This is a genomic window from Agreia sp. Leaf210 (genome assembly GCF_001421485.1).
Lineage (GTDB): Bacteria > Actinomycetota > Actinomycetes > Actinomycetales > Microbacteriaceae > Agreia.
The window spans coordinates 172275-190899 of sequence record NZ_LMKK01000001.1 but is presented as its reverse complement, the minus strand read 5'-3'; the positions used below and the strand labels follow the sequence as shown (position 1 = coordinate 190899).

General features: G+C 65.9%; 21 protein-coding genes and 2 tRNA genes. 14 read left to right on the top strand and 9 right to left on the bottom strand.

What is annotated here, in order from left to right:
• Positions 1 to 7 precede the first annotated feature (7 nt).
• Together glgX and ASE64_RS00925 are read right to left on the bottom strand one after the other, a co-directional pair.
• Positions 8 to 2209 carry a glycogen debranching protein GlgX gene (gene glgX, locus ASE64_RS00930; protein WP_055774641.1) on the bottom strand — a complete coding sequence of 734 codons (2202 nt, stop codon included), beginning with the start codon at positions 2207 to 2209 and terminating at the stop codon, positions 8 to 10.
• 57 nt (positions 2210 to 2266) lie between these two features.
• The gene (locus ASE64_RS00925) at positions 2267 to 3196 is read right to left on the bottom strand and encodes an LLM class F420-dependent oxidoreductase (protein ID WP_055774637.1); all 930 of its coding nucleotides are present in this window, start codon (positions 3194 to 3196) and stop codon (positions 2267 to 2269) included.
• A gap of 65 nt (positions 3197 to 3261) precedes the next feature.
• Here ASE64_RS00925 and ASE64_RS00920 point away from each other — a divergent pair, with 65 nt between their 5' ends.
• The 6 genes from ASE64_RS00920 (at position 3262) to ASE64_RS00895 (ending at position 7479) form a co-directional block, all read left to right on the top strand.
• Positions 3262 to 3594 carry a hypothetical protein gene (locus ASE64_RS00920; protein WP_055774635.1) on the top strand — a complete coding sequence of 111 codons (333 nt, stop codon included), beginning with the start codon at positions 3262 to 3264 and terminating at the stop codon, positions 3592 to 3594.
• Positions 3595 to 3786: 192 nt separating this feature from the next.
• Positions 3787 to 4431, top strand: coding sequence for an ECF transporter S component (locus tag ASE64_RS00915; RefSeq protein ID WP_055774632.1), 645 nt, complete (start codon positions 3787 to 3789; stop codon positions 4429 to 4431).
• A 23-nt stretch (positions 4432 to 4454) separates the two neighbouring features.
• Positions 4455 to 5909 carry an ABC transporter ATP-binding protein gene (locus ASE64_RS00910; RefSeq protein ID WP_082465927.1) on the top strand — a complete coding sequence of 485 codons (1455 nt, stop codon included), beginning with the start codon at positions 4455 to 4457 and terminating at the stop codon, positions 5907 to 5909.
• Positions 5906 to 6688, top strand: coding sequence for an energy-coupling factor transporter transmembrane component T family protein (locus ASE64_RS00905; RefSeq protein ID WP_055774628.1), 783 nt, complete (start codon positions 5906 to 5908; stop codon positions 6686 to 6688). Before ASE64_RS00910 ends, ASE64_RS00905 begins: the two co-directional genes overlap by 4 nt.
• Positions 6685 to 7185 carry a hypothetical protein gene (locus ASE64_RS00900; protein ID WP_055774625.1) on the top strand — a complete coding sequence of 167 codons (501 nt, stop codon included), beginning with the start codon at positions 6685 to 6687 and terminating at the stop codon, positions 7183 to 7185. The genes ASE64_RS00905 and ASE64_RS00900 overlap by 4 nt, the downstream gene beginning before the upstream one ends.
• Before the next feature lie 39 nt (positions 7186 to 7224).
• Positions 7225 to 7479 carry a hypothetical protein gene (locus tag ASE64_RS00895; RefSeq protein WP_055774621.1) on the top strand — a complete coding sequence of 85 codons (255 nt, stop codon included), beginning with the start codon at positions 7225 to 7227 and terminating at the stop codon, positions 7477 to 7479.
• An 8-nt stretch (positions 7480 to 7487) separates the two neighbouring features.
• Here the strand turns inward: ASE64_RS00895 and ASE64_RS00890 are convergent, their stop codons facing one another.
• From ASE64_RS00890 to orn, 4 genes are all read right to left on the bottom strand, one after another.
• Positions 7488 to 8738: a D-alanyl-D-alanine carboxypeptidase family protein gene (locus tag ASE64_RS00890; protein ID WP_055774618.1), complete on the bottom strand. Its 1251-nt coding sequence runs from the start codon at positions 8736 to 8738 to the stop codon at positions 7488 to 7490.
• 35 nt (positions 8739 to 8773) lie between these two features.
• The gene (locus ASE64_RS00885; protein ID WP_055774615.1) at positions 8774 to 9124 is read right to left on the bottom strand and encodes a metallopeptidase family protein; all 351 of its coding nucleotides are present in this window, start codon (positions 9122 to 9124) and stop codon (positions 8774 to 8776) included.
• A gap of 75 nt (positions 9125 to 9199) precedes the next feature.
• Positions 9200 to 9275 (bottom strand) — tRNA-His (locus ASE64_RS00880).
• A 49-nt stretch (positions 9276 to 9324) separates the two neighbouring features.
• Positions 9325 to 9945, bottom strand: coding sequence for an oligoribonuclease (orn, locus tag ASE64_RS00875; protein ID WP_055774613.1), 621 nt, complete (start codon positions 9943 to 9945; stop codon positions 9325 to 9327).
• Positions 9946 to 9988: 43 nt separating this feature from the next.
• On the opposite strand from orn, the gene ASE64_RS00870 reads away from it, so the two are divergent.
• The 5 genes from ASE64_RS00870 to ASE64_RS00850 all read left to right on the top strand — a co-directional run bounded on the left by ASE64_RS00870 (position 9989) and on the right by ASE64_RS00850 (position 13312).
• Positions 9989 to 10207: an SCO4848 family membrane protein gene (locus ASE64_RS00870; protein WP_055777218.1), complete on the top strand. Its 219-nt coding sequence runs from the start codon at positions 9989 to 9991 to the stop codon at positions 10205 to 10207.
• A gap of 41 nt (positions 10208 to 10248) precedes the next feature.
• Positions 10249 to 10321, top strand: a tRNA-Arg gene (locus tag ASE64_RS00865).
• A gap of 165 nt (positions 10322 to 10486) precedes the next feature.
• On the top strand, positions 10487 to 10960 hold the full coding sequence (locus ASE64_RS00860) for an FMN-binding protein (RefSeq protein WP_055774610.1): 474 nt from the start codon (positions 10487 to 10489) through the stop codon (positions 10958 to 10960).
• Entirely contained in the window at positions 10947 to 11807 is an 861-nt protein-coding gene (locus ASE64_RS00855) for an FAD:protein FMN transferase (RefSeq protein WP_055774607.1), read from the top strand. Before ASE64_RS00860 ends, ASE64_RS00855 begins: the two co-directional genes overlap by 14 nt.
• Positions 11807 to 13312 carry an FAD-dependent oxidoreductase gene (locus ASE64_RS00850; protein WP_055774605.1) on the top strand — a complete coding sequence of 502 codons (1506 nt, stop codon included), beginning with the start codon at positions 11807 to 11809 and terminating at the stop codon, positions 13310 to 13312. The genes ASE64_RS00855 and ASE64_RS00850 overlap by 1 nt, the downstream gene beginning before the upstream one ends.
• Here the strand turns inward: ASE64_RS00850 and ASE64_RS00845 are convergent, their stop codons facing one another.
• The 3 genes from ASE64_RS00845 to ASE64_RS00835 form a co-directional block, all read right to left on the bottom strand.
• Positions 13313 to 14122 (bottom strand): hypothetical protein, encoded by an 810-nt coding sequence (locus tag ASE64_RS00845; protein WP_156351582.1) that lies wholly within the window; start codon positions 14120 to 14122, stop codon positions 13313 to 13315.
• Positions 14123 to 14198: 76 nt separating this feature from the next.
• Positions 14199 to 14420 carry a hypothetical protein gene (locus ASE64_RS00840; RefSeq protein WP_055774602.1) on the bottom strand — a complete coding sequence of 74 codons (222 nt, stop codon included), beginning with the start codon at positions 14418 to 14420 and terminating at the stop codon, positions 14199 to 14201.
• 78 nt (positions 14421 to 14498) lie between these two features.
• The gene (locus tag ASE64_RS00835; RefSeq protein WP_055777215.1) at positions 14499 to 15470 is read right to left on the bottom strand and encodes an aldo/keto reductase; all 972 of its coding nucleotides are present in this window, start codon (positions 15468 to 15470) and stop codon (positions 14499 to 14501) included.
• A 247-nt stretch (positions 15471 to 15717) separates the two neighbouring features.
• On the opposite strand from ASE64_RS00835, the gene ASE64_RS00830 reads away from it, so the two are divergent.
• The 3 genes from ASE64_RS00830 (at position 15718) to ettA (ending at position 18620) form a co-directional block, all read left to right on the top strand.
• Positions 15718 to 16269 (top strand): single-stranded DNA-binding protein, encoded by a 552-nt coding sequence (locus tag ASE64_RS00830; protein WP_055774599.1) that lies wholly within the window; start codon positions 15718 to 15720, stop codon positions 16267 to 16269.
• Positions 16270 to 16373: 104 nt separating this feature from the next.
• Positions 16374 to 16898 carry a DUF6993 domain-containing protein gene (locus ASE64_RS00825; RefSeq protein WP_235480446.1) on the top strand — a complete coding sequence of 175 codons (525 nt, stop codon included), beginning with the start codon at positions 16374 to 16376 and terminating at the stop codon, positions 16896 to 16898.
• Between the two features lie 39 nt (positions 16899 to 16937).
• Entirely contained in the window at positions 16938 to 18620 is a 1683-nt protein-coding gene (gene ettA, locus ASE64_RS00820) for an energy-dependent translational throttle protein EttA (RefSeq protein WP_044442898.1), read from the top strand.
• Positions 18621 to 18625: the final 5 nt, after the last annotated feature.

Below are 18625 nucleotides of genomic sequence, written 5' to 3'. Positions count from 1 at the left end.
GTCCTCGCTAGCCGTTGGACGGCTTGGTCAGGGGGATGGTCTCGATGGTGCCGGTCATGGCAGTGAGAGAGGCGGCGACCGAGTGGTCAGCCTCGGTCACGGCTTCTTGGTGGGCGCGGAGTACGACCAACGACTTCGCCAGTACTCTGACCTTCTCGTTCGCGCTGCGCAGAGGTCCGTCTGCAGCCTGGCCTGCCGAATCGATCACCACATCCCACGACTGCGAGTATTCGCCGGGAGGGAGAACGAAGTCAACGTCTTGCGGTTCGGCGTTGAAATAGACAAGGAAGTTCACATCGGTGATGCGCTGGCCGCGCTGATCGCGCCCGCGGATGCCCTGCCCGTTGAGGAAGACGCCCACCGAGCGGCTGAGAGGGGCGTCCCACTCTTCCGGCTCCATCTCGCGGGCATCCGAGTTGAGCCAGACGATGTCGGGCAGGGGCTCGCCCTTGCCGCGCCTGACCGGTCGGCCGTCGAAGAACCGACTGCGTCGGAAGGTGGGGTGTTCCTTGCGCAGCCGTGACACGGCGGCGGTGAACTCGTTCAGGGGAACGTCGGCGTGATCCCAGTGGATCCAGCTGATCTCCGAGTCTTGGGCGTAGGTGTTGTTGTTGCCCTGTTGCGTGCGGCCGATCTCGTCGCCGTGCAGCAGCATCGGCACGCCTTGCGAGAGCAGCAGTGTGGCCAGGAAGTTGCGCTGCTGACGTGCTCGCAGCTCGAGGATGACGGGATCGTTCGTGGGACCTTCGACCCCGGAGTTCCAGGACCGGTTGTGGGATTCGCCGTCGTTGTTGTTCTCGCCGTTGGCGTCGTTGTGCTTCTCGTTGTACGACACGAGGTCGCGGATCGTGAAGCCGTCGTGGGCCGTGACGAAGTTGATGGATGCGACGGGTCGGCGTCCGGAGTGCTCGTAGAGGTCTGCGGATCCGGTGAAGCGCGAGGCGAACTCTCCGAGGCTCGCCGGCTCGCCACGCCAGAAGTCGCGCACCGTGTCGCGGTACTTCCCGTTCCACTCGGTCCACTGGGCGGGGAAGTTTCCGACCTGGTAACCGCCGGGGCCGACGTCCCAGGGCTCGGCGATGAGCTTGACCTGCGAGATCACCGGGTCCTGCTGCACGAGCTCGAAGAAGGTCGAGAGCTTGTCGACGTCGTAGAACTCGCGGGCCAACGCCGAGGCGAGGTCGAATCGGAAACCGTCGACGTGCATCTCGGTCGCCCAGTAGCGCAGCGAGTCCATGATGAGCTGCAGGGAGTGCGGGTGGCGCACGTTCAGCGTGTTCCCCGTGCCCGTGTAGTCCATGTAGTAACGCTTGTCGTCGTCCATGAGCCGGTAGTACGCCGCGTTGTCGATGCCTCGGAACGAGATCGTGGGGCCGAGGTGGTTTCCCTCCGCGGTGTGGTTGTAGACCACGTCGAGGATCACTTCGATGCCGGCCGCGTGCAGCGACTTCACCATGCCCTTGAACTCCTGCACCTGCTGGCCGCGTTCGCCGGCCGACGAGTAGCTCGACTGCGGGGCGAAGAAGCCGATGGTGTTGTAGCCCCAGTAGTTCGACAGGCCCTTCTCGAGCAGCGTGCTGTCTTGAACGAACTGGTGCACCGGCATCAGCTCGATCGCCGTGACCCCGAGCTTCTTGAGGTGCTCGATGACGGCCGGATGCGCGACACCGGCGTAGGTGCCGCGCTGCTCGCGCGGCACTTCGGGGTGCAGCTCGGTGAGTCCCTTGACGTGGGCTTCGTAGATGACCGTCTCGTTGTACGGGATGTCGAGGATGCGGTCGCCGGACCAGTCGAAGAACGGGTTGATGACCACGCCCGTCATCATGTGCTTGGCGGAATCGTCGTCGTTGCGCGAGTCGGGGTCGCCGAAATTGTAGGAGAACAGCGACTGATCCCAGTCGATGGTTCCGCTCGTCGCTTTGGCGTACGGGTCGAGCAGGAGCTTGTTGGGGTTGAAGCGGCAGCCGTTCTCCGGGTCGTAGGGTCCGTAGACGCGATAGCCGTAGCGCTGGCCCGGCTGCACCTGGGGCAGGTAGCAGTGCCAGACGTACGCGTCGACCTCGGTGAGTTCGATGCGGGTCTCCGCGCCCTTCTCGCCGAAGAGGCAGAGGACGACGCGCTCTGCGGCCTCGCTGAAGATCGCGAAGTTCGTGCCGCTACCGTCGAAGGTCGCGCCGAGCGGGTAGGCCGATCCGGGCCAGCTTTCCATAAAAGTCTCCTGTGAAATCGTGATTCGGGTCGAGCAGAAGTGCCTGGGCGGGAAAGCTCAGTCGAGCTGGGACATGACCTCGGCCGCGATGAGTTCGAGGTGGTCGAGGTCGTGCATGTCGAGAATCTGGAGGTAGAGGCGTTCGACGCCGTCTTCGCGGAGGGCGCCGATACGATCGACGACCTCGGCGGGGGAGCCCGCGAGACCGTGCTCGCGCAGCTCGTCGGGTTCGCGGCCGATCGCGGCGGCCCGGCGCTCGAACTCCGCGGTGTTCGATCCGACTGCGGCGACGAGAGCGGCCGAGTAGACCAGCTCCGACGGCTCGCGCCCGATCGTCTCGCATGCCTCGCGCACGGCGCGGAAGCGCAGCGGGATGTCCGCGAACTCGGCGAAGGGCACGTTGAACTCCGTGGCGAACCGTGCCGCGATCTTCGGAGTCCGAGTCGGCCCCGAACCGCCGACGATCACGGGGAACGGATGCTGCACGGGCTTGGGCAGCGCGGGGGAGTCGACGAGTGTGTAGTGCTCGCCTTCGAACGAGTAGGTCTCGCCCAGCGGAGTACCCCACAGTCCCGTGATGATCTCGAGCTGCTCCTCGAGCAGGCCGAAGCGCTTGGCAGGAAAGGGGATTCCGTAGGCGAGGTGCTCCTGCTCGAACCAGCCGGTGCCGAGACCGAGTTCGACGCGGCCACCCGACATGGCGTCGACCTGGGCGACCTGGATGGCCAGGATGCCGGGGTGGCGGTACGTGACACTCGAGACGAGGGTTCCCAGCTTGATGCGCGAGGTCTCCCGGGCGAGCCCTGCCAACGATGTCCAGGCATCCGTCGGTCCGGGAAGGCCTTCGAACGGGTCGTCGCCCATGCGCAGGTAATGGTCGGAGCGGAAGAATGCGTCGAAGCCGAGCCTCTCGGTGGCTGTTGCGATGGCCAGCAGGTCGTCGTAGCTGGCGCCTTGCTGCGGTTCTGTGAAGATACGTAGGTCCACACCCCCAGAGTGTCACACCCCGGGGGACCCTGGCGGCACAGATGTGCGCCGGGTAGCGTGACCCCATGACAAACATCGCCGTGAAGCTCGCAGAGACCGTTCGATCGTTCGGAGTGGGGGCCGTCTACGGCGATCCCGTCGAGATCGAGGGCCAGACTCTCGTGCCCGTCGCCATCACCTGGTTCGGTTTCGGAGGGAGCGGCTCAGACGAGACGACGTCCGGTATTGCCGGCGGCGGAGGGGGAGGCGCAGCCATCCCCGTTGGCGCCTACGTCACGCAGGAGAACGGGCGCGTCGCGTTCGAGCCCAACCTCATCTCGCTCCTCGCGGTGTCCATCCCCGCTGTGTGGGTCAGCGGCAAGGCTCTCGCCAGGATCATCCGCGCGCTGAAGAAGTAGACCGCTCTATACTGAGTCGCAACACGGGAGTCCGGTGAGCCGGGCTGAGAGGAAGGTTCTCCAACCTTCGACCGTCGAACCTGATCTGGATCATGCCAGCGCAGGGAGGACATCTCACGGTGTCGTCCGCAGCACATCTGCGGCGACGCCACCCGTGCCCTGACATTCGCATACGACGAAAGGGCACGTTCAGTGCGCACTTCAACCACCTCTTCAGAATCAGACACCACCGCCGCGGTCGGAGCGGGCCGCAGCAACCGCTTCCGCTGGAGGGTCGTCGACATCGTCGTCGCCAGCGTGATCGGCGTCGCCGCCGGACTCGTCTTCTGGCTCTGGGGGCAGGCATACAACCCTCTGTCCGCACCGCTCGAAGCGGCGCTCCCGGGCCTCCAGGCTCTCCTCGGCGGCGGATGGCTCTTCGCCGGAGTGCTCGGCGGTCTCATCATCCGCAAGCCCGGCGCGGCCCTCTTCACCGAGGTCGTCGCCGCCGTCGTCTCCGCGATCGTCGGAACGCAGTGGGCCGCACTCACCCTCGTGTCGGGACTCGTCCAGGGTCTGGGTGCCGAGCTCGTGTTCGCTCTCTTCCTCTACGCGAACTGGCGCGCCTACGTCGCGGTCCTCTCGGGAATGGGCGCGGGGCTGGCCCTCGCGATCAACGACCTCGTGCTCTGGTACCCCGGCGCCAAGGTCGAGTTCGCCGTCATCTACACCGTCTGCTCGCTGGTCTCAGGAGCCGTGCTCGCGGGGCTCCTCTCGTGGCTCGCGGCGCGCGGGCTCGCCCGCACGGGGGCGCTCAGCCGATTCGCCTCGGGCCGAGAGGTATCGGCGCGGGTCTGACGGGCATCCGGACCATCGCGACCATGACGCACGACCGCCAGCCGCCGGCCGCCGTCTCGGCGCGCGGCTGGGGCTGGCGGCACGCGTCGCGCAAGGCCTGGGCTGTCGACGGGCTCGACCTAGACATCGAGCCGGGGCAGCGGGTCTTGCTCCTCGGCGCCTCGGGCGCGGGCAAGAGCACGCTGATGCACGCTCTCGCCGGGGTGATCGGGGGCGACGACGAGGGCGAGCAGCGAGGCGAACTCCGTGTGGCGGGGCGCGACGCGACAAGCGCGCGTGGCGTGGCCGGGCTCGTCCTGCAGGACCCGGATTCCCAGGTGATTCTCGCCCGCGTGGGCGACGACGTGGCCTTCGGGTGCGAGAACCTGGGCGTGCCCCGCGACGAGATCTGGCACCGGGTCGCGCGGGCCCTCGACGCCGTGGGGCTCGACCTTCCCCTCGATCATCCGACCTCGGCTCTGTCCGGCGGCCAGAAGCAACGACTCGCGCTCGCGGGAGTGCTCGCCATGCAGCCTGGACTGATTCTGCTCGACGAGCCCACCGCGAACCTCGACCCGCACGGGGTCGCCGAGGTGCGCGACGCCGTGGCCCGAGTGGCCGCAACGACCGGGGCCACGCTGATCGTGATCGAGCACCGCGTCGAGGTCTGGCGCGACATCGTCGACCGTGTCGTGGTGCTGGCACCCGGTGGCGGAGTGCTGGCCGACGGAGACCCCGACGCCGTGCTGCGTGCCCGAGGCGCCGAGCTCAGCGCATCCGGCGTGTGGATCCCCGAGTTCCCGCCCCCGGTCGCCCAGCGACGGGTCGTCGGGGCGGGCGATCGCCTCCTGGATGCCGCTGGCCTGGGGATCGCGCGCGTGCGCGGCACACGCATCGCCGGCGACATCGAGGTCTCGCTCGACGAGGGCAGGGCCACGGCCATCGTCGGACCCAACGGAGCCGGCAAGTCGACGCTCGCGTTGACCCTGGCCGGCCTCCTGCGCCCTGCGGAGGGTGTCGTGTCTGCCACGCCTGCCCTGACTCGCAAGCTGAAGTCGACGTCGCCGATCGACTGGCGATCGAAAGACCTGCTGACGCGCATCGGCACGGTGTTCCAAGACCCCGAGCACCAGTTTCTGGCGGCGACGGTGCGCGACGAACTGGCCGTGGGGCCACGGGCCCTCGAACTGAGCGACAGGGACGTCGACGCGCGGGTCGACGGGCTGCTGGAGCGGCTACGGCTCGACCACCTGGCTCTCGCGAATCCGTTCACGCTGTCGGGCGGGGAGAAGCGCAGGCTGTCGGTGGCCACCGTGCTCGCCACGAAACCGCAGCTTCTCGTACTCGACGAACCCACCTTCGGGCAGGACTCGCGAACCTGGAGCGAACTCGTCTCGCTGCTCGCCAACCTGCTCGACGAGGGCCAGTCGATTCTGGCGGTCACGCACGACGCCGACTTCGTGGCGGCCCTCGCCGATGACGAGATCAGGCTGTCGTGAGCATCCTCACCCCCACCAAGGGCGCCCAGGCGATCTATCGGATCAACCCCGTCGCCAAGCTAGCGACGGCCTTTCTCCTGAGCTTCGCGCTCATTCTCACGATCGACTGGCTCTCGGCGGCCACCGCGCTCGTGCTCGAGAGCCTTCTGCTGGCATGGGCCGGGCTGTCCGCGCGGCAGTTCTTCCTCCGCACCATCCCGGTGTGGATCGCTGCACCCACCGCGGGGTTCACCACGCTGCTGTACGGGCAGGCGTCGGGCGAGAGCCACTTCGAGTTCGGCCTCATCCACGTCACAGACGGGTCGATCTCGCTCGCGATCGCCACCTCGCTCCGGGTGCTCGCCATCGGATTGCCGGCCATCGTGCTGTTCGTGACGATAGACCCCACCGACCTCGCCGACGGTCTCGCCCAGGTCTGGCGTCTGCCGAGCCGTTTCGTGCTGGGCGCCCTCGCGGGTCTGCGCCTGGTCGGACTGTTTCTCGACGACTGGCGCTCGCTCGAGCTCGCCCGGCGAGCACGGGGAGTGGGGGATCGGGGGCGCATCCGACGCATCCTGTCGCAGGCCTTCGCCCTTCTGGTGTTGTCGATCAGACGTGGCAGCAAGCTCGCGACGGCGATGGAGGCACGCGGCTTCGGGGGAGATACGAAGCGCACCTGGGCGCGCGAGTCCCTTTTCGGATGGCGCGAGTTCGTGCTCATCGGCGTCGGGGCCGCGATCGCTGCGACCGCGATCGCCGTGGCCGTGGCGTTCGGAACATGGAACTTCATCGTCGGATGAGACCTCGAAACATCATTCTGCTGGACGGACCGAGCGGCGCGGGCAAGAGCACGCTCGCCGATCGCATCGTCGGCGGTTGGCCCGGAGCCGTCGTGCCTCAGCTCGTGCGGCTCGACGACATCTATCCCGGATGGGACGGTCTCCGCGACGCGGGAGTGCACGTGCAGCGCTTCGTTCTCGAGCCCCTCGCCGCGGGCCAGCGGGCGCGCTGGCAGAGGTTCGACTGGAACGCCGCCGCTCCGGCCGAATGGCACGACGTCGACCCCGAGCGCCCGTTGCTCATCGAGGGATGCGGTGTTCTCACCCGTCGAAACGCTGCACTCGCCGACGTGCGCATCTGGCTCGATGCGCCAGACGTGGTGAGAAAGCGACGGGCGCTAGATCGTGATGGCGAGACGTATATTCCGCACTGGGACAGGTGGCAGCGGCAGTGGGAGACCTTCGTCGAGGAGGAGGACCCTACCTCGTCGGCCGACCTTGTGCTCGACGGGTCGTAACTGAGCGCTGAACGCGGCCTGACGGTTTACGGTGGAGCAATGACTGAGAAAACCTACACAGCCCTGTACCTCGACGGTCCCCTCGAGGGGCAGACCGAAGACCGCGCATTCATCGACGGCCAGTTCGACAGCCGCTTCCCCGCGCTCGGCGCCGTCGGAGGCCTCGAGTCGACCTTCTGGTACCAGGCCGGAGACACCGAAGAGGTCGACGGACACCTGACCGTCAAGTACTCCTTCGATGCAGCAGACTCCGACCCGACCGTTCAGACGGGCGACATCGGCGACGACCACTAGGCGAACGCCTACTGATCCGTTCGAGACTCGATGAACGCGTCGATCACGGGCGCCGGATGCGTCATGCGCCAGACCGGCCCCGGGTCGGCGATTCGTCTATCGAGCTCGAGCAGCACCGTGACGTCTCCCGTGGGCGTCGTGAACGTCACCTGACCGACTCGCGTGCCTTTCGCCCCGGTCGTCACGGGCTCGACGGTGACCTTCTTGGTCACGGGAGCCGTCAACCAGATCAGCTGTGATCTGGTCGCGACCGCGACACCGTGTGCCTCATCGCCCCACGGGGTGGTGTACGTGACGACCCTGTCTCCCTCCGACACGAGCACCGTCTTCGTGAGTGTCGCGGCCGACGTCGAGATGAGCGTCGAGAGGTCGCCATCCAAAGTCTCGTAGTCGGGCTCGCGGAGGAACGCCCCGTAGAGCGGAACGGCGTCGGCACCCGTGCCCACCGTGAGACGGAAGAGGAAGCACAGTCCCGCGGAGTCTGTGAAGCTGCGCGAGAGGCCGGTGATTCCCTCGTCGCCGCGGTAGGCGGCGACGTTGTCGACCTTGCGGTTGCCCGCCACCACGACGCTGTCGTGGCTCATGATGTCGGCGAGGACGGGGTCGGCGAAGGCGCGGGCGGAGAGCGCCGCGAGTTCGGATGCCGTGCCCTGGGACCCCTCGGCGAGTCCGGTCGCGTCGACCACACTCGTGCCCGCATATCCGTTCTTCGCCAGCCAGGCATTGGCGGCGACGACGTAGGCATCGACCGAGCCGAATGCCCATCGGGCGAGGGCGTCGGCGTGGGTGTTGCTCGAACCGAGCAGCATCGACTGCAGGTATTGCTGCTCGCTCCAGGTCTCACCGGCGATCAACGAGATCGAACGCGCTGACTCCGAGATGTACTTCACATACCCCGCGTAATCCTCGGCGGTGACCACGATCGACGGGCCCGGTTTGCCCGCCTCGATCGGCTTGGCGTCGAGTACGACGAGGGCGGTGATGACCTTGGTGACCCCACCCAGAGGCACCGGCGCTGCGTCGCCACCGGATGCGAGGATCGCGCCGTCGGCGGTCGCGATGGCGCTTGCACCGTTCTGCGAGACGGTCGGCGCCCCGAGCGTCGGCGCGATGTCCGACGCATCGTCGATCACGGCGTTCGTGCTGGGGAGGGGCCCGACGAGCGTGGCGGGGCCGTAGAGTCCGATGGCGAGGATGAGCACGGCTCCGAGCGTGATGCCCAGTGCCCGGTTGATACGTGATGCGGTTGACCTGGCCATGGGCCAAGGCTAACCGCGTCGGGCTGAGTGGCCGGTCAGCCCCAGCCGAGTTCGTGAAGTCTGCTGTCGTCGATTCCGTAGAAGTGGGCGATCTCGTGCACCAGGGTCACGTGGATCTGATCCTTCAACTCGTCGAGATCCTCGACGAGTTCGAGCAGCGGCTCGCGGTAGAGCACGATGCGATCGGGCATCTCGCCGAATCCGTACTGCCCGCGCTCCGTTAGTGCGACGCCGTCGTAGAGTCCCAGCAGATCGAGAGAGCCGTCCTCGGGTCGGTCTTCGACGACGAAGACCACGTTGTCGAGACCGTCGATCATGTCGTCGGGCAGCAGATCGAGTTCGGCAACCACGAGCGCCTCGAACTGCTCGGCATCGATGTCGTGCACGGTGCGCCTTTCAAATCGGGTGCCGCGTCGGAAAGCAAAAGGCCCGGGTCGAATGCGACCCGGGCCTTTCTCACGTGGGGTGAATAACGGGGCTCGAACCCGCGACATCCGGCTCCACAAGCCAGCGCTCTACCAACTGAGCTATATCCACCATGTGCCACTCGATGAAGTACTCATCGAAGCGACCGAAGAAAACTCTACTACAGACCGGCGGCGAACTCGCGCACAATCGTGGATGAGAGTTCCTTCAGGTCGTCTGTGGCCGGTCCAGGTTCCGCGACGAAGGCGCCCTTGCGGTAGTAGCCGAGCTCTCGGATGGATTCGAGGATGTCGGCGAGGGCGCGGTGACCGCCGTCTTTCTTGGGTGCGTTGTAGTACACCCGGGGGAACCAGCGGTGCACGAGCTCTTTGATGCTCGACACATCGACGCTGCGGTAGTGCAGGTGGCCGTCGACACGGGGCATGTACTTGGCCAGGAACGCGCGGTCGGTACCGATCGTGTTTCCGGCGAGCGGCGCCTGCTGCCCGGTGGGCACGAACTTCAGGATGTACTCGAGTACCTGGAATTCGGCCTCGGCAAGGCTCACGCCGTGAGGGATCTCCTGATCGAGTCCGCTGGACGCGTGCATGTTCCGCACGAAGTCGTTCATGTTCTGCATCGCCGAGTCGTCGGGCTTGATGACGATCGCGAAGCCCGGGTCGAGGATGTTGAGGTCGAAGTCGGTGATGACCACCGCGACCTCGACGAGTTCGTCGACGCTGAGATCGAGTCCCGTCATTTCGCAGTCGATCCAGACGAGACGATCCGTGAGTGAAGCCATGTGGGCAATCCTATCCGTGCGCATGAATCGTAGGATGGACGCGATGATCATCACGCTCGCCGTCCTCCTTCTCGTCAACGCGCTGTGGAACGTCCTCGTCTGGCCGCGTTTCTACAAGCGCGTCAGCAAAGACCCCCGGGCGCGCGACGCATCGGGCAAGGCCACCACGTTCCTTATCGTGCACGCGGTGCTCATCGGCGTCTCGCTGCTTCTCGCCGCCGTGTCGCTTGTGGTGGCGGTCATCGCGCTCGTCTCTCTCTGACGCGCTATCGTAGAAACGCCTCGCGATGAGCGGGGCGCAACGCCTCCGTAGCTCAGTGGATAGAGCAAGAGCCTTCTAATCTCTTGGTCGTAGGTTCGATTCCTACCGGGGGCACTCCACTACGCTTCGTGTCGAATGACGATGAGAAGCCCTCAATAGTTGTCGCTTCAACTATTCCCAGTGTTTCCACAGTTCCTCCCAAGTACTTGCAGCAGTGACGCCCCTATGGTCATAGGCGTACTAACTTGCCAGTACGCATCCCGACTGATGGAGAGAACCATGATCACCCGCCACCAGAAAACCGCTGTCACCGCCCTCGCCGGACTCTCGCTTCTCGGTGTCGTCACCGGCTGCTCCACCGGAGCAGGATCGTCCGACTCCGGCAGCACTCCCGCCGCGACACTCCAGAGCACGAGCGACGCAGCCCCCGCCACGTCCGCCCCCGCCGGATCGTCCGCCTATAAAGACGGCGAGTACAAGGCCGAAGGCGAATACACCTCTCCCGGTGGCAAAGAGACCGTCGGCGTCTCGCTGACTCTCGCCGGAGACAAGGTCACCGCCGTGACCGTCACTCCCGAATCGACCAACCCCAACGGCAAGAAGTACCAGGGCGAGTTCGCCGATGGCATCGCCGCCGAGGTCGTGGGCAAGAGCCTCAACGAGCTCAAGGTGTCGAAGGTGGCCGGTTCCTCGCTGACCAGCGGCGGTTTCAACGATGCCGTCGACAAGATCAAGGCCGATGCCGGCGTCTAGTCTCCGCTTCACCGGAATCGGGACGACCTGGCAGATCGACACCGACGACGACCTCCCCGAGGCGGTCGCCGAGCGAGTGCGAGGCCGGGTCGAGGAGTTCGATCGCGCGTACTCCCGGTTCCGATCCGACTCCCTGGTGACGTCTCTTGCACGAGAGGCCGGCTCGGTCGAGTTCCCGTCGGATTCGGCCGATCTCTTCGACCTCTACGACAGGCTCGACGAGATCAGCGGGGGAGCGGTGACACCGCTGGTGGGCCGCTCCCTCGAGCACCTCGGCTACGACAGTCGGTACAGCCTCACCGCTCAGGCGGGCCGAGTCGTGCCGACCAGATGGTCGGAGGCCGTGAGCCGGAGCGGCACCACGGTGACTACGACGGAACCCACGGTCATCGATGTCGGAGCGGCCGGAAAGGGCTACCTCGTCGATCTGGTGGCCGACGTGCTCAGACAGTCAAACATCACGGACTTCGTCATCGACGCCAGTGGAGATCTGGTGAGCAGGGGAGAGCCCCTCCGCGTAGGCCTCGAGCATCCGTTCGACCCCAGCAAAGCGATCGGGGTCGTGACCATCGAGAACGAGTCGCTCTGCGCATCCGGATCGAATCGCCGGGTGTGGGGAGCGGGTCTGCACCATATTCTCGACGGACGCACCGGCTCGCCGACCTCCGACATCATCGCCACATGGGCGATCGCTCCCACCGGCCTGCTGGCCGATGGGCTCGCCACAGCCCTGTTCTTCGTGCAGCCCGCGCGGCTCGCCGAGCATTTCGAATTCGATTGGGTGCGCATGCACTCCTCCGGCATCGCCGAACGATCCCGCACACTGCGGGGAGAGGTCTTCTCCTGATGGCTCGACTGGATGCCCTGCTGGGCAAGCTTCAGATGTACCGGCTCGTCAGCCTCGTGCTGGCGGCGATCGCTCTGGTGGCGATCGTCGAGAGTCTCGTCGGCGTGCTGGGGTTCCCGCCTCTCGCGCTGCTCGCGACTCTGGCCACCGTGCTGGTCTCCTGCGTCGTGGCCAACCGTGTGATGGCCCTGCTGTTCCGCGTGAGGCCGCACACGGAGTCGTCGATCATCACCGCGCTCCTGCTGTTCTTCCTGTTCTTTCCCACGACCGATGGAACAGACCTGCTCTCGGTTGCGCTCGTGTCCGCCATCGCCGTGGCGTCGAAATACGTGCTCGCCTGGAGGCGGCGTCATATCTTCAACCCGGCCGCCGTCGGCGCACTGATCATCGGGTTCACCGGCCTCAACGCATCGGTGTGGTGGGTCGGAACGCCCGTGCTGCTTCCCGTCGTCGCGATCGGTGCGCTGCTCGTGCTCTATCGCACACGTCAGCTGCCCATGGGACTCACCTTCATCGGGATCGCCACGGTCGCCGTGGTCATCGTCCAATCGTCGTTCGGCCTCACGGTGCCCGACGCTCTGATCTACGCGATCGGGTCGTCACCGCTCATCTTCCTCGCCGGCTTCATGCTGAGCGAACCGCTCACGCTGCCACCGCGACTGTGGCAGAGAATCGCTCTCGCGGCCGTCGTGGCGCTGCTCTTCTCTATCCCGTTCTCGTTCGGTCCGATTCACGGCAGCCCCGAGCTCGCCCTCGTGGTGGGCAACCTGCTCGCCTTCCTTGTAGGGCAGCGTCGTGGACTTTCGCTCTCGTTCGAGCGCTCGGTCCAGCTCACGCCGTCGATGACCGAATTCGTCTTCTCGACGAAGCACCCGGTCTCGTTCCGCGCCGGACAGTACATGGAGCTGTCGATCCCGCACGCGGGCGTCGACTCGTCGGGAACCCGGCGCGTGTTCAGCATCGCGTCGGCGCCGAGCAACCCCCACGAGGTGCGCTTCGGTGTGCGGATGGGCGAGTCGACCTCGAGCTTCAAGCGGGCTCTGGCCTCGTTGAAGCCCTCGCAATCCGTGCGAGCGAACCTGGTCGCGGGCGACTTCCTTCTGCCCTCGGACCCGAACCGACCGGTGCTGCTCGTCGCGGGCGGAATCGGAATCACACCGTTCATCAGCCAGCTGCAGCATGACTCGGCCGAGGGCGTGCAGCGTGACCTGGTTCTCGTCTACGCCATCCGCGGGCACGAGGAGTTCGCCTACGCCGACGAGTTGAAGCGGCTGGGAGTGCGCGTCGTTCTTCTCGCGCCGTCCGCACCCGAGCAGCTGCCCGAGGGGTGGAGCTACGCGGGATCCGGGCGTCTGACGAAAGACGTGATCGAGCAGCATGTGCCCGACGCCCGGCAGAGGACGGCCTTCGTCTCGGGACCGCCGCGCCTGGTCGGCGCCGCCCGCTCCGAGCTGAAGCGCCTGCGCGTGCGCCGCGTCGTCACCGACGCGTTCTCGGGCTATTGATCAGTCGTTCTCGGATGCGCGACGCGGCGGGAACGCGTTGATCGGGGGCGGCGTCTCGCCGTCTTCGCGGGACTCCACGTGACGCTGGACCGCGTTCACGTTCGCGAGAACGCGCTGGGTCTCCTCGCGGGTCGCCCGCTGTTCGTGCGTCTCGACAGGCGATTCGACGGATGAGACGGGCGCGGCAGCCACGGCAGGGGCGGCCGCCGGGGTGATGACGGTGGTCGCCTCGAGCTCGGGCTGGCTGTGCTGCTCGTGGTGCTGCTGCGCCACCCACGCCTCCTGCTGGCGAGCGAGGTGCTTCTCGGCATCCTCGTCCTCGACGCTCCAGCGGTCGAGATCGGATTGGAAGGTCTTGCGGCTGCGGCCCGGACGTTCTTGCCATTCGATGAGACGATCGCGGAATTCGATGACCGCGGGCTCGACCTCGTAGCCGAAGGTGGCCGAATTGCGGCGCATGTCTGCGAGCGAGTGAGCAGCCCAGTCGGCAGCGACGGCAGCACCCTTGATGGGCAGCAGACGGATCTGGATATCGGCCTGACCCACCGCGCGGTCGGACATGATCTGCTCCTGCGGCGTCAATGAATTCCACACGGACGCCTGCTGTGCGGAGTCGACCAGCGATGCGATCGCCGCCACCTTGAGCTCTCGATCGTGTTTGGCCAGAAGCCGTTTGATCGAGCCGCTCGCGATCCATGCGCCGACGATTGCGGCGACGATGATCGCCACTGCCGGCAGAACGATGCCGGACACGACGAAACGCCCGTTGCTCGAAGCGAACCAGTCTGCGATGTTGTTCCACCATTCCATGAGCCGAAGACTACGTCGTCGGTCGACGGCATGACGGTGCGACGAGCCGAGGAGAGTTCGATTCGTGATCTGCGGATTACGCGAAACAGGCCCGAGCGCTGTCGAGAGACCAGAAGTCACCGATGTCGACGAGTCGTGTCGTGTTCGACACGAGGCGACGGGCGGTGAACTGGTGTCCCCCGGCCGCTCGCGCCTCTTCTATGTAGCCCAGGACGTGCCCCGCAGGATGAACCACTCGCCAGAAGCCCGGACGCAGAGCGATGAAAGATGCGGCTGATGTCGTGGGTGTGGTGATCATGGCTGCTCCTGTCTGCGTGACGGCTACGACTTCTCTCGTCGTGAGAAAAGGCTAGGAGCAGCCACCGACAGTGCGGGGTCAGAGCCCGGTGCCGTGCACCGCGAGCGGTTCGATGAGCGTGAGTTCCGCCTCGGACAGGGGGTCCGCGCGCAGAGCATCCAGATTCTGGTCGAGCTGGTCGACGCTGGACGCGCCGATGATCGCGCTGGTCACCTGGGGCTGCCGAAGCACCCACGTGAGTGCGAGTTGGGCCAGCGTCTGGCCCCTGTCCTTCGCGATCGAGTCGAGGGCGCGTGCCCGCGACAGATAACTGTCGTCGATCCGTGACTCGGGCAGGAACCTGCTGGTCGCGGCGCGTGACCCATCGGGGACGGTTCCGGTCAGGTATCGGTCTGTCAGCAGACCCTGCGCGAGAGGCGAGAAGACGATACCGCCCACGCCGAGCTCGTCGAGCACGGGCAGCAGGCCGTCTTCTTCGATGTGCCTGTCGAACATGGAATAGCGAGGCTGGTGGATGAGGAGGGGGACACGATGTTCAGCCAGCGCGGCATGCATGCGACGCGTGTCCTCCGCGCCGTAGTTGGAGACACCGACGTACAGGGCCTTGCCCTGCGCAACCGCCGCTGCGAGGGCTGCGGCGGTCTCTTCGATCGGCGTCTCGGGGTCGGGCCGGTGGTGATAGAAGATGTCGACGTAGTCGAGCCCGAGCCGCCCGAGGCTCTGGTCGAGGGACGCGAGCAGGTACTTGCGTGATCCGAAATCGCCGTACGGCCCCGGCCACATGTCATAGCCGGCCTTCGAGGAGATGATCAACTCGTCGCGATAGGGGCTGAGATCGTCGGCGAGGATGCGACCGAAGTTGGTCTCCGCAGATCCATAGGGCGGCCCGTAGTTGTTGGCGAGATCGAAGTGCGTGACTCCACGGTCGAAGGCGCGGCGCACGATGTCGCGTTGCGTCTGCAGGGGCTTGGTGTCTCCGAAGTTGTGCCAGAGGCCCAACGACAGGGCGGGGAGCTTCAGTCCGCTCCGCCCTGTTCGGTTGTACTGCATCGATTCGTATCGGCTGTCATCGGCGCTGTAGATCACGCATCAACCGTAGAGCACCAGCACGGCGCGGAGCGATCCGGCCTCTCCTCCTCCTCCGAGTGCTGTCGTCGAGCGCTGTGCACAGATGCCGGCGGCTCGGCCCCGCGCCCCGCGCTCGGCGACGAGTCTGGTGCAACCGGCGCGAGTCCGGAATCAACTGGCACGAGTGCCGGTCTCGCGCCGGCCAACCGACCGACTGAAGGAGAATGACGTGACAGACACCGTGACGCTGGCAGGCGTCGTAGCGACAAAGCCCGAGAACGTGCGAACCAGCACAGGCCTGACGGTCACCAATTTCCGTCTGGCCTCGAGCCAACGACGATTCGACCGCGCGACATCGACGTGGATCGAGGGCGACACCAACTGGTACACCGTCAACGCGTACCGCTGGATGGCGAACAACGTCGCCAACTCGCTCGAGATCGGCAACCATGTCGTGCTCACGGGCAGATTGCGGGTGCGCAACTGGACGAGTGGCGACAAACGCGGCACGGCGATCGAGGTCGACGTCGACTCCATCGGCCACGACCTCGCATTCGGCGTCTCCCATTTCACTCGGCTGAAGGCTGCGGTGCCCGTCGACCAGCAGGGCGCTCCGAGTGTCGACGACGTTGAGCCAGATCCTCTGGGGTCTGGGGCTCACGGCGATACGAACGACATCTGGTCGTCGCCCGTCGGCGATGTCGATCTTCCGCACGATTCAGAGGAGTCGGTGCCCGACGCGCAAGACGAGGGCTCCAAGACGGAAAAGGTGCCGTTCTAGCCCGCTCGATGGATCGGCGAATCGACCTCGCCGTTGTCGCCCACCCGAGGCCCTCACCTAGAATCGGTGAGGGCACACGGGGGACACAGCGAGAAGAGGGCATCGTGACGCGTAGAGCGACTGACGGCAACGGCATACGGCGACGTCGAGCGAACCTGGTCGCGGTGATCGCGACCGCATCGTTGGCTCTGGTTCTGACCGGCTGCGTGGCCGAACCCACGCCGACCTCGACCTCGAGCTCCTCCGACCCGACATCGTCTGAGTCGCCGACGCCGACGCCGACGGATGCGCCGCCCCCCGCTCTCGTTCCCAACGGCACTGCGGCCGAGAACAAGCCGTTCTTCGACTACCTGAACAACCAGGCCATCACGGCGGCAGGCGGACAGCCCGATGGCCCCGCGTTCATCAACTCCCTCCGCGCGGGCGGTTTCGCCGTCGAGACCATGGAGTTGACGCCCGACATCACGACCGTGGGCGTCAAGGCTGACTCGGTGCAGTTCTCGGTGCACGCGCCCGATGCCTGTCTGATCGGGCAGTGGGGTGCGGTCGGCGGCTACACCAGCATCATCGCGGCGCCGCTTGCGACCGGCAAGTGCTTCGTCGGCCAGACTCGTCCTATCGACTTCTGAGCCGAGGAAGTGAGGCCGAAGAGACCATAGACTGGTCGAATGGCCGAATATATCTACTCGATGGTCCGCGCCCGCAAGGCCGTGGGAGACAAGCTCATCCTCGACGACGTCACGATGGCGTTCCTGCCGGGGGCGAAGATCGGTGTCGTCGGCCCTAACGGAGCCGGCAAGTCGACGATCCTCAAGATCATGGCCGGACTCGACACGCCGTCGAACGGCGAAGCCAGGCTGACTCCCGGTTTCAGCGTGGGAATCCTCATGCAGGAGCCGGAGCTCGACGAGTCGAAGACCGTGCTCGAGAACGTTCAGGAGGGTGTCGGCCCGATCAAGCAGAAGGTCGACCGCTTCAACGAGATCGGCCTCGCCATGGCGGAGCCCGACGCAGACTTCGACGCGCTCCTCGCCGAGATGGGCACGTTGCAAGAGGAGATCGACGCGGCCGACGCGTGGGACCTCGACTCCCAGCTCGAGCAGGCGATGGATGCGCTCCGCACGCCGCCCGGCGACTACAGCGTCTCGAACCTCTCCGGTGGTGAGAAGCGTCGTGTGGCGCTCACGAAGCTCCTGCTGCAGAAGCCCGACCTTTTGCTCCTCGATGAGCCCACCAACCACCTCGACGCCGAAAGTGTTCTCTGGCTCGAGCAGCACCTCGCCAAGTATCCCGGCGCCGTTCTCGCCGTGACTCACGACCGGTACTTCCTCGACCACGTCGCCGAGTGGATCGCCGAAGTCGACCGCGGAAAGCTCTACCCCTACGAGGGCAACTACTCGACGTACCTCGAGAAGAAGCAGGAGCGACTGCAGGTTCAGGGTAAGAAAGACGCCAAGCTGGCCAAGAGGCTCTCCAGCGAACTCGAATGGGTTCGCTCGAACGCGAAGGGCCGCCAGGTCAAGTCCAAGGCTCGTCTCGCCCGCTACGAGGAGATGGCGGCCGAGGCGGAGAAGACGCGCAAACTCGACTTCGAAGAGCTCGTCATTCCCGTCGGTCCGCGTCTGGGATCTCAGGTCATCGACGCGAAAGACCTCAAGAAGGGCTTCGGCGATCGCGTGCTGATCGACGGCCTCAGCTTCACCTTGCCGCGTAACGGCATCGTCGGCGTCATCGGCCCGAACGGCGTCGGCAAGTCCACGCTCTTCAAGACCATCACCGGAATCGAGCCTCTCGACTCGGGCAACCTGAAGATCGGTGAGACGGTCGACATCTCGTACGTCGACCAGGATCGCGGCGGCATCGACCCGCAGAAGACGCTCTGGGAGGTCGTTTCCGACGGACAGGACTACATCCAGGTCGGCAAGACGGAGATCCCGTCGCGCGGTTACGTCTCGCAGTTCGGATTCAAGGGTCCGGATCAGCAGAAGAAGGCGGGCGTGCTCTCCGGTGGTGAGCGCAACCGTCTGAACCTCGCGCTCACCCTCAAGCAGGGCGGCAACCTGCTGCTGCTCGACGAACCGACGAACGACCTCGATGTCGAGACGCTGTCGAGCCTCGAGAACGCCCTCCTCGAGTTCCCCGGATGCGCCGTGGTGATCACACACGACCGGTGGTTCCTCGACCGCATCGCCACCCACATCCTCGCCTATGAAGGCACCGAGGAGGCCCCGTCGAACTGGCACTGGTTCGAGGGCAACTTCGAGTCCTACGAGCAGAACAAGATCGAGCGACTGGGCCCGGACGCGGCGAAGCCCAACCGTTCGGCGTACCGCAAGCTCACGCGCGACTAGTCGAG

Coding starts and splice junctions, on each gene's coding strand:
- glgX (WP_055774641.1), bottom strand. CDS start 2,209: ATGGAAAGCTGGCCCGGATCGGCCTACCCGCTCGGCGCGACCTTCGAC.
- ASE64_RS00920 (WP_055774635.1), top strand. CDS start 3,262: ATGACAAACATCGCCGTGAAGCTCGCAGAGACCGTTCGATCGTTCGGA.
- ASE64_RS00910 (WP_082465927.1), top strand. CDS start 4,455: ATGACGCACGACCGCCAGCCGCCGGCCGCCGTCTCGGCGCGCGGCTGG.
- ASE64_RS00900 (WP_055774625.1), top strand. CDS start 6,685: ATGAGACCTCGAAACATCATTCTGCTGGACGGACCGAGCGGCGCGGGC.
- ASE64_RS00895 (WP_055774621.1), top strand. CDS start 7,225: ATGACTGAGAAAACCTACACAGCCCTGTACCTCGACGGTCCCCTCGAG.
- ASE64_RS00890 (WP_055774618.1), bottom strand. CDS start 8,738: ATGGCCAGGTCAACCGCATCACGTATCAACCGGGCACTGGGCATCACG.
- orn (WP_055774613.1), bottom strand. CDS start 9,945: ATGGCTTCACTCACGGATCGTCTCGTCTGGATCGACTGCGAAATGACG.
- ASE64_RS00870 (WP_055777218.1), top strand. CDS start 9,989: ATGATCATCACGCTCGCCGTCCTCCTTCTCGTCAACGCGCTGTGGAAC.
- ASE64_RS00860 (WP_055774610.1), top strand. CDS start 10,487: ATGATCACCCGCCACCAGAAAACCGCTGTCACCGCCCTCGCCGGACTC.
- ASE64_RS00855 (WP_055774607.1), top strand. CDS start 10,947: ATGCCGGCGTCTAGTCTCCGCTTCACCGGAATCGGGACGACCTGGCAG.
- ASE64_RS00850 (WP_055774605.1), top strand. CDS start 11,807: ATGGCTCGACTGGATGCCCTGCTGGGCAAGCTTCAGATGTACCGGCTC.
- ASE64_RS00845 (WP_156351582.1), bottom strand. CDS start 14,122: ATGGAATGGTGGAACAACATCGCAGACTGGTTCGCTTCGAGCAACGGG.
- ASE64_RS00840 (WP_055774602.1), bottom strand. CDS start 14,420: ATGATCACCACACCCACGACATCAGCCGCATCTTTCATCGCTCTGCGT.
- ASE64_RS00835 (WP_055777215.1), bottom strand. CDS start 15,470: ATGCAGTACAACCGAACAGGGCGGAGCGGACTGAAGCTCCCCGCCCTG.
- ettA (WP_044442898.1), top strand. CDS start 16,938: ATGGCCGAATATATCTACTCGATGGTCCGCGCCCGCAAGGCCGTGGGA.